General features: G+C 69.6%; 7 protein-coding genes. All 7 read left to right on the forward strand.

Features of this window, described 5'->3' with window-relative positions; all coding sequences use genetic code 11:
- Positions 1-205: 205 nt before the first annotated feature.
- Positions 206-1,486, forward strand: a complete 1,281-nt coding sequence (locus tag ABKW28_RS22070) for a DUF222 domain-containing protein (protein WP_348613327.1) — start codon at positions 206-208, stop codon at positions 1,484-1,486.
- A 538-nt stretch (positions 1,487-2,024) separates the two neighbouring features.
- A complete protein-coding gene (locus ABKW28_RS22075; RefSeq protein WP_348613329.1) occupies positions 2,025-2,960 on the forward strand; it encodes a glycosyltransferase family 2 protein in 936 nt (311 codons plus the stop codon).
- Entirely contained in the window at positions 2,957-3,856 is a 900-nt protein-coding gene (locus tag ABKW28_RS22080) for a glycosyltransferase family 2 protein (RefSeq protein WP_348613331.1), read from the forward strand. The genes ABKW28_RS22075 and ABKW28_RS22080 overlap by 4 nt, the downstream gene beginning before the upstream one ends.
- A 6-nt stretch (positions 3,857-3,862) precedes the next feature.
- Positions 3,863-5,062 carry a UDP-galactopyranose mutase gene (glf, locus tag ABKW28_RS22085; protein WP_193667148.1) on the forward strand — a complete coding sequence of 400 codons (1,200 nt, stop codon included), beginning with the start codon at positions 3,863-3,865 and terminating at the stop codon, positions 5,060-5,062.
- Positions 5,059-7,068: a glycosyltransferase gene (locus tag ABKW28_RS22090; RefSeq protein WP_193667149.1), complete on the forward strand. Its 2,010-nt coding sequence runs from the start codon at positions 5,059-5,061 to the stop codon at positions 7,066-7,068. Before glf ends, ABKW28_RS22090 begins: the two co-directional genes overlap by 4 nt.
- A complete protein-coding gene (locus ABKW28_RS22095; protein ID WP_348613333.1) occupies positions 7,061-7,957 on the forward strand; it encodes an ABC transporter permease in 897 nt (298 codons plus the stop codon). The genes ABKW28_RS22090 and ABKW28_RS22095 overlap by 8 nt, the downstream gene beginning before the upstream one ends.
- On the forward strand, positions 7,954-8,733 hold the full coding sequence (locus ABKW28_RS22100) for an ABC transporter ATP-binding protein (protein WP_193667151.1): 780 nt from the start codon (positions 7,954-7,956) through the stop codon (positions 8,731-8,733). Before ABKW28_RS22095 ends, ABKW28_RS22100 begins: the two co-directional genes overlap by 4 nt.
- Positions 8,734-9,205: the final 472 nt, after the last annotated feature.

Genomic DNA, 9,205 nt, shown 5'->3' on the forward strand with positions numbered 1-9,205 from the left:
CCCGCCCCCCACGGCCCCCGTCTTCTCCCAGGACACCCTCTTCTGACGGCCGAGCAGCCACTTTCGCACCACCGAGCGGTCACTTTTGCACCATCGACCGGTCGGTTTCGCACCGTGTAGATCGCCTCGAAAAAGTTTTCGATCCGTCTGTGGAAAACGGGTTCTGACCTGGTGCTTTGTCGGTGGGTCCTGAGATACTTTACTCATGGCCACCACTGCGGCGCACCCCATCGGAGGTGCTGTCGCGCGGGTGCACGCCACCCTTGACGAGGTGGCTGGTACGCCGTTGTGGTCGATGAGCCAGGAGGCCACCGCGCAGACGTTGGTCGAGGTCTCTCGGGCCGAGGCCCGGTTGGTGGAGGTGCGCTCGCAGCTGTTGTCGCACGCCGAGACGGTGGCGGTGGCGGAGACGAACGCGTCGCCCTCGGTGGCGGTGTGGCACTCCAACGCCACCCGGTCGACGAAGCGGGAGTCGTTCCGCCAGGTCCGCCTCGCGGCGGGTCTGGATCGGTACGACCTGGTGCGGGAGGCACTGGGTCGCGGCGAGATGGTCGCGGAGCAGGCGTCGGTGATCTGCACCGCGTTGGACGAGCTGCCCGACGACCTGGACGCCGGCGTGCTGGAACAGGCGACCAAGGCGCTGGTCGCGTACGCAGAGGTCCACGACGCGAAGGCGCTGCGGGTGCTGGGCCGCCGGATCCTCGAGGTGGTGGCACCCGAGGTGGCTGAGGCGTGGGAGGCCGAGCAGCTGGACCGCGAGGAGCGGGAGGCGGAGAAGTCGGCGGTGTTCCGGATGCGTGAGGACGGGCACGGCCGGATCAAGGGATCGTTCACGGTGCCGCTGCTGGTCGGGCAGATGCTGGAGCGGGCGCTGCTGGCGTTCGCCGCCCCGAAGCACCAGATCGCCACCCGCACCGCCGACGGTGCGGACGAACAGGGTGAGCACGAGGAGCAGGCGCCGGTGCCGGTACGCCGCCCCACCGCGGAACGGCTCGGTGCCGCGTTCGTGGAGCTCGTCGAGCGCCTCGACCCCCACGACCTGCCGAAGGCCGGTGGTGTGAACGCGACCGTGGTGGTGACGATGACCCTCGACTCCCTCAAGGACGGCCTGGTGGCCGCGACGCTCGACACCGGCGACCGGATCAGCGCCGCGACCGCACGTCGGCTGGCGTGCGAGGCCGGCGTCGTCCCGGTCGTGCTGGGCGGGAAGAGTCAGCCTCTGGATGTGGGCCGTGCGAAGCGGTACTTCACCCCGGCTCAGCGGGTCGCGATGGGTATCCGTGACGGTGGTTGCACCGCGAAGGGCTGTGATGCCCCTCCGGCGATGTGCCACGCCCACCACGACGACCCGTGGTCCTGCCACGGCCACACCGACCTCGACCGCGGGCGGCTGTTGTGTCCCTACCACCATCGCCGGATCCATGATCCGGAGTACGAGAGCGACATCGGGGCTGACAACCAGGTCACCTTCCACCGACGAACCTAGGAGCACTCCGCTCCCCGGCGCCGTTGGTTGAGCAGCGAGGGCCGAAGGCTCGAGCGACGCCGAAACCCGGTGAGTCCATGGCGTACGGCGAACACGGTTGCGGTCTGCGAGTCACTCACGGGGTCTCGGCGTCGCTCGTCGCTAGCGCTCCTCCCTGCTCGACCAACGGTGCTGCGGTGCGCCGTTGGTTGAGCAGCGAGGGCCGAAGGCTCGAGCGATGCCGAAACCGGGTGAGCCCATGGCGTACGGCGGGTGGTTGCGGTGGGCCGGCCACTCACGGGGTCTCGGCGTCGCTCGTCGCTGGCGCTCCTCCCTGCTCGACCAACGACGGTGGTCACAGCCGTTGGTTGAGGAGGTTGCGCAGCAACCGTCTCGAAACCCGGCGACCCCATGGCGTACGGCGAGTGGTTGCGGCGGGCGGGCCACTCACGGGGTCTCGGCGTCGCTCGTCGCTGGCGCTCCTCGCTGCTCGACCAACGGGGGACGCTGGCGCTCCTGGCTGCTCGACCCACAGCGGGCTGCCCGTAGGGTGTCGGCCGTGCCCGACCCGAGCCCCGACCCCCGCCGTGTGGTCGCCGTGGTGGTGACGTTCAACCGGCTCGAGCTGCTGCAGCGGCTGGTGGCGCGGCTGCGCGAGGTGCCGGAGGTCGACGAGGTGCTCGTCGTCGACAACGCCTCCTCCGACGGCACCGGAGCCTGGCTGGCCGAGGCGGTCGCCGCGCCCGGGACGCCGCTGCGGGCCCGCACCCTCGAGCGCAACGTCGGTGGGGCCGGTGGCTTCCACGACGGGCTGGAGTGGGCCGTCGAGCGCGACGCCGACCTGGTCTGGCTGATGGACGACGACGGGCTGCCCGAGCCGGACTGCCTGGCCAGGCTCCTGGCCGAGGACGGGCTCGACTTCTGGGGGCCCCTGGTCGTCGACGAGGCCGACCCCGGCCGCCTGGTCTTCCCGATCCGGCTGCCCGGCGGGACCCGCGTGGTGCACCGCCTCGCCGACGTCGAGCGGGCCGGGGGAGCGCGCGGGCGCCTCGACGACATCGTCATCCCCTTCAACGGGGTGCTGGTCACCCGCGAGCTGGTCGAGCGCATCGGCTTGCCGCGCTCGGAGTTCTTCATCTGGGGCGACGACCACGAGTACCGGCTGCGCGCCGAGAAGGCGGGTGCGCGCATCGCGACCGTCACCGGCGCCCGCGTGCACCACCCCTCGGTCGGCGAGCTCGGCACCCCGATGATGGGCGGGCGCACCACCTACAACCACAGCCCCAGCGAGCTGAAGGCCTACTGCATGGCCCGCAACAACACCGTCAACCTGCGCGACTACCGCGGCTGGGCGCACGTGGCGATGTTCTGGGCCAAGACCGTGTGGTTCTACCTGCTCACCCGCCGCGACCCCGGCCGCGTCGCGCTCAGCGCCCGCGCTGCCCTGGCCGGCCTGCGCGGCGACTTCACCGGCCACGAGAGGTTCCTGCGATGAGCGAGACCACCGGCGTCGTGGTCGTCACCTACAACCGCGCCGACCTGCTCGAGCGGATGCTCGCCGGCCTGGGCGCCCTCGACCCCGCGCCCGAGCTGGTCGTGGTCGTCGACAACGCCAGCACCGACCACACCCCCGACGTGCTGGCCGCCTGCACGCTGCCGGGCCTGCAGGTGGTCCGCACGCCCGAGAACCTCGGCGGCGCGGGCGGCTTCCACCTCGGCACCCGCACGGCGTACGACGCCGGCGTCGACCGGATCTGGCTGATGGACGACGACGTGCTGCCCGCCCCCGACTGCCTCGGGGTGCTGCTGGCCACCGACGAGGACTGCCTGATGGCGGTGCGCGAGGACTCCCAGGGTCGGCTCTGCGAGAAGGCCGCGACCCGCTTCGACCTGCGCAACCCGCTGGCCATCAAGCCCAAGTCGAGGATGGTCGAGACCGACTGGGGGAGCCGGGACGCGATGCCCGAGCGGGTCGAGCTCGAGAACGTCGCCTTCGAGGGGTTCATGGTGCGCCGCGGCGTGCTGGAGCGCATCGGCCTGCCCGACCCGAGCTACTTCATCTTCTACGACGACGTCGACTTCGCGGTGCGCGCGCGGCGGGCCGGCTACCGCATCTGGGCGCTGCGCGACGCGGTGCTGGTGCGCCAGCTCGACTTCGACCAGCAGCACGACCTGGCCGGGTGGAAGGGGTACTACATGTACCGCAACCTCTTCGCCGTGCACCTGCGCTACGGCGAGAACGCCCTGGTGCGGCTCAAGCCCTGGCTGATCGCCCTGGCGGTCGTGGTGCTGAGCCCGGCGCGCGGGGGGCGGGCGGAGGCCGGCAACGTGATCCGGGCCATGCGCGCAGCGCGTGGGATGCGCCGGCTGCCGCCATCGTCCGTAGACTGACCGACCGTGCCAGCCCCTCACACTGACCCCGCCCAGCAGCCCGACCTCGTGGTCGTGGGCTCCGGCTTCTTCGGACTCACCGTCGCGGAGCGCTGTGCCAGCGAGCTCGGACTCAAGGTCCTCGTGCTCGAACGGCGCGACCACCTCGGTGGCAACGCCTACAGCGAGATCGACCCGGAGACCGGGATCGAGGTGCACAAGTACGGCACGCACCTCTTCCACACCTCCAACAAGCGGGTGTGGGAGTACGTCAACCGGTTCACCGACTTCACCGGCTACCAGCACCGGGTCTTCGCCAAGTACCAGGGACAGGTCTACTCCTTCCCGATGAACCTGGGCCTGATCAACCAGTTCTTCGGCAAGAGCCACACCCCCGACGAGGCGCGGGCGCTGATCGCCGAGCAGGCCAGCGAGATCGCCACCGAGGACGCCACGAACCTCGAGGAGAAGGCGATCAGCCTGATCGGCCGACCGCTGTACGAGGCGTTCGTCAAGGGCTACACCGCCAAGCAGTGGCAGACCGACCCGACGCAGCTCAGCGCCGACATCATCACCCGGCTGCCGGTGCGCTACACCTTCGACAACCGCTACTTCAACGACACCTACGAGGGCCTGCCGGTCGACGGCTACACCGCGTGGCTGACCCGGATGGCCGAGCACCCGAACATCGAGGTGCGCACCTCCACCGACTTCTTCGACGTCGCCGAGCAGTACAAGGGCAAGGTGCCGATCGTCTACACCGGCCCGGTCGACGAGTACTTCGACAACTCCGAGGGCCGGCTCTCGTGGCGCACCATCGACCTCGAGGCCGAGACCCTCGACGTCGACGACTTCCAGGGCACCGGGGTGGTCAACGCCAACGACCAGGACGTGCCGCACACCCGGGTGCTGGAGTTCAAGCACCTGCACCCCGAGCGCACCTACCTGCCCGGCAAGACGATCGTGGTCCACGAGTACTCCCGCTTCGCCGAGGAGGGCGACGAGCCGTACTACCCGGTCAACACCGCCGAGGACCGCGAGAAGCTGCTGAAGTACCGCGAGCTGGCCAAGGCCGAGCCGATGGTGCTCTTCGGTGGTCGCCTGGGCACCTACAAGTACCTCGACATGCACATGGCCATCGGCTCCGCGCTCTCGATGGTCGACAACAAGCTCGCCCCGCACTTCCGCGACGGCGAGACCCTGACCAGCGGAGGAGTCGACGCATGAGCACCACGACCACCCGGCTGCTGCAGCGCCAGGTGCTGCCCGTCGACCGCGACCTCGACGTGCTGCCGCTGTACGTCGACCCCGAGCCGGCCGTCCTCGACGCCGACAAGTACGAGGTCGGCAGCAACCGCCAGGCCCGCGAGCTCAACGTGGCCACCATGCGCAAGGGCGTCACCACGGGCGCCCAGCTGCACCCCGACCAGATCGTCTCGCGCACCGCGCTGAGCGTCCCCTCGGGCGACCGGCTCTCGTTCGGCACCTACTTCAACGCCTTCCCCGCCAGCTACTGGCGGCGCTGGAGCGTCGTCGAGGAGGTGCAGCTGAGCGTCACCGTCAGCGGCCGCGGCGCGAGCGTGATCGTCTACAAGTCGATGGCGCGCGGCAACAGCCAGCGCGTCGACACCGCCAGCACGGGCAGCGAGAGCGGCGGGACCTTCACCTTCGACCTCAGCCTCAAGCCCTTCGTCGACGGCGGCTGGTACTGGTACGACGTCGTGGCCGGCGACGACGAGGTCGTCGTGGAGTCCGCGGAGTGGACCGCGCAGGTGCCCGAGGACCGGGCGGCGCACGGCACCGTCGACCTGGTCATCACCACGATGAACCGCCCCGACTTCTGCGCCAAGCTGCTGCAGCAGGTCGGTGACGACGAGGCGCTGCGCCCCTACCTCGACTCCGTCATGGTGATGGAGCAGGGCAAGGACAAGGTCGTGGACTCCCCGGAGCTCCCCGCGGCCCGCGAGTCGCTCGGCGACCTGCTGCGCATCATCGAGCAGGGCAACCTCGGCGGCTCGGGCGGCTACGCCCGAGGCCAGCTCGAGTCGGTGCGCAAGGGCACCGCGACGTACGCGATGATGATGGACGACGACGTCGTCTGCGAGCCCGAGGGCATCATCCGCGCGATCACGTTCGGTGACCTGGCCCGGCGCCCCACGATCGTGGGCGGGCACATGTTCAACCTCTACTCCCGCAGCCGCCTGCACAGCTTCGGCGAGATCGTGCAGCCCTGGCGCTTCTGGTGGCAGTCGGCGCCCGGCGTCTTCAGCGACTGGGACTTCGCCTCGCGCAACCTGCGCTCGACCCGGTGGCTGCACCAGCGCATCGACGTCGACTTCAACGGCTGGTTCATGTGCCTGATCCCGCGCCGGGTGCTCGAGGACGTCGGGCTCTCGCTGCCGGTCTTCATCAAGTGGGACGACTCGGAGTTCGGGCTGCGCGCCAAGGCCGCGGGCTACCCGACGGTGACCTTCCCCGGCGCGGCGGTGTGGCACGTGCCGTGGACCGACAAGAACGACGCGCTCGACTGGCAGGCCTACTTCCACGTGCGCAACCGCTTCGTCGCGGCGCTGCTGCACTCGCCGTACCCGCACGGCGGCCGGATGATCCGCGAGAGCCGCAACCACCAGATCGCCCACCTCGTGGCCATGCAGTACTCGACGGTCGAGATCCGCCACCAGGCGCTGCTCGACGTGCTCGAGGGGCCGGGCACCCTGCACCGCGACCTGCCCACGAAGCTCGCCGAGGTCAACGCCACCCGCAAGCAGTTCACCGACGCGCAGCTGCAGGTCGACCCCGACGCCTTCGCGCCCGTACGCCGCAGCAAGCCGCCGCGCAAGGGCCGCGACGACTCGGCGGTGCCGGGCCGCCTGGCCACGCTGGTCAGCGCCGGGCTGCAGCCGATCCGCCAGCTCAAGAAGCCGCGCCCGCTCTCGCGCAGCCACCCCGAGGCCGAGATCCGGGCGATGGACGCCAAGTGGTACCGGCTGGGGCGCTACGACTCCGCGGTCGTCTCGATGAACGACGGCACCTCGGCCGCGCTCTACCGGCGCGACCCCGAGACCTTCCGCGAGATGATGGCCAAGACCGTGCAGATCCACGAGCGCCTGAAGCGCGAGTGGCCGCGCCTGGTCGAGGAGTACCGCGCCGAGCTCGGGCACATCACCTCGCCCGAGGCGTGGGAGGAGACGTTCCGGCCCTGGATGCAGGAACCGGCGGACACGGATGGCTGAGTCGACCCGCCCGCCGGCCGACCACGTCGTCGACGCCCCGCTCACCTCGCCGGCCGCCACGCAGGGGCTGCTCGAGGTCTTCCGGCACCGCTACCTGCTCAAGCTGCTGGTCCGGCGCGAGATCAGCGCCCGCTACTCCGGGTCGTTCCTGGGCCTGATCTGGTCCTACATCAACCCGCTGAGCCAGTTCCTGATCTACGTCTTCATCTTCACCCTGCTGCTGGGCCGCGACCGCACCGAGAACTTCGCGATCCACATCTTCACCGGCCTGATCGTCGTGCACTTCTTCACCGAGACGTTCAACGCCGGCACCCGCTCGATCGTGCGCAACAAGGCACTGATCCGGAAGATGTCCCTGCCCAAGGAGATGTTCCCGGTCGCCTCGATGCTCGTCTCGCTCTACCACGTGGCGCCGCAGCTGGTGATCCTGGTGATCGCGTGCGTGCCCTACGGGTGGACTCCCGACGTGCTCGGCATGCTGGCGCTGCTGCTGGCGCTGGGCATCATCATGCTGCTCGGCACCGCGCTCGCGCTGCTCTTCAGCGTCGCGAACGTCTACTTCCGCGACTTCGCCAGCGCCGTGGGCATCCTGACCAACTTCGTGCGCTTCAGCGTCCCGATGATCTACCCGTTCACGCTGGTCGAGGAGCGCTTCAAGGGCTTCGCGCAGTACTACCTCTACAACCCGCTCGCCGAGGCGGTGCTGCTCGTGCAGCGCGCCTTCTGGGTGGGCACGACCAACGACCCGGCGGCCACGGCCGCCACCGAGCTGCCCGACCACCTGTTCACCCGCGGCCTCGTCATGCTGGCGATCGCGGGCCTGGCGCTCGTCGTCGCCCAGCTGGTCTTCCGGTCGCTGGAGGACAAGATCCCGGAGCGGTTGAATTGAGCTACCCGTCCTCGACGTCCATCGTGGTGGAGAACGCCACGAAGGCCTTCACGCTGCGCTACCACCGCACCTTCAAGGAGGTGACGGTGGCCAAGATGCGCGGCCAGCAGATCAGCGACACCTTCAAGGCGCTCGACGACGTCTCCTTCACCGTCGAGCAGGGCGAGTCGATCGGCCTGATGGGCCTCAACGGCTCCGGCAAGTCCACGCTGCTCAAGCTGGTCAACGGCATCATGAAGCCCGACTCCGGCAAGGTGCTGACCCGTGGCCGGATCGCCGGGCTGATCGCCACCGGGGCGGGCTTCCACCCCCAGCTCACCGGCCGCGAGAACGTCTACCTCAACGCCGCGGTCTTCGGGATGAGCGAGCGCGAGACCAACCGCAAGCTCGACGAGATCATCGAGTTCGCCAGCATCGGCAAGCACCTCGACTCGCCCGTCGGCAACTACTCCTCGGGCATGTACGCCCGGCTCGGCTTCGCGGTGGCCATCAACGTCGACTGCGACATCTTCCTGGCCGACGAGGCGCTGGCGGTGGGGGACAAGCCCTTCAAGCGCAAGTGCCTGGAGAAGATGGAGGAGGTCCGCGACTCAGGGGCCACCGTCTTCTACGTCAGCCACGCCGCCGGCTCGGTGCGCCGCATGTGTGACCGGGTCCTGGTCCTCGAGGACGGCCGGCTCGGCTTCGACGGCGGGGTCGACGAGGGCATCAAGTACGTCAAGTACGACTCCGACGACGAGGACAAGGACGACGACGAGCTCGGCGCCGACATCTGAGCCGCAGCACCGCAGACGCCGACCCGGCTCGTGTGAACGAGCCGGGTCGGCGTTCCTGCGTCTCGTTGGTTGAGCAGCGAGGGCCGAAGGCTCGAGCGTCGCCGAAACCGGGTGGGTCCATGGCGTACGGCGAGCACGGTTGCGGTCTGCGAGTCACTCACGGGGTCTCGGCGTCGCTCGTCGCTGACGCTCCTCGCTGCTCGACCAACGGTGTCGTTGGTTGAGGAAGGCGCGCAGCGCCTGTCTCGAAACCGGGTGGGTCCATGGCGTACGGCGAGCACGGTTGCGGTCTGCGAGTCACTCACGGGGTCTCGGCGTCGTTCGTCGCTGGCGCTCCTCCCTGCTCGACCAACGGCGGCGTCGCTCGTCGCTGGCGCTCCTCGCTGCTCGACCGGCGGTGTCGTTGGTTGAGGAAGGCGCGCAGCGCCTGTCTCGAAACCGGGTGGGTCCATGGCGTACGGCGAGCACGGTT

The sequence above is a fragment of the Nocardioides sp. 31GB23 genome, from assembly GCF_040012395.1.
GTDB lineage: Bacteria > Actinomycetota > Actinomycetes > Propionibacteriales > Nocardioidaceae > Nocardioides > Nocardioides salarius.

Excerpts from the sequence above, each read along its gene's own strand:
- ABKW28_RS22070 (WP_348613327.1), top strand. The coding sequence starts at position 206 with ATGGCCACCACTGCGGCGCACCCCATCGGAGGTGCTGTCGCGCGGGTG.
- ABKW28_RS22080 (WP_348613331.1), top strand. The coding sequence starts at position 2,957 with ATGAGCGAGACCACCGGCGTCGTGGTCGTCACCTACAACCGCGCCGAC.
- ABKW28_RS22090 (WP_193667149.1), top strand. The coding sequence starts at position 5,059 with ATGAGCACCACGACCACCCGGCTGCTGCAGCGCCAGGTGCTGCCCGTC.
- ABKW28_RS22095 (WP_348613333.1), top strand. The coding sequence starts at position 7,061 with ATGGCTGAGTCGACCCGCCCGCCGGCCGACCACGTCGTCGACGCCCCG.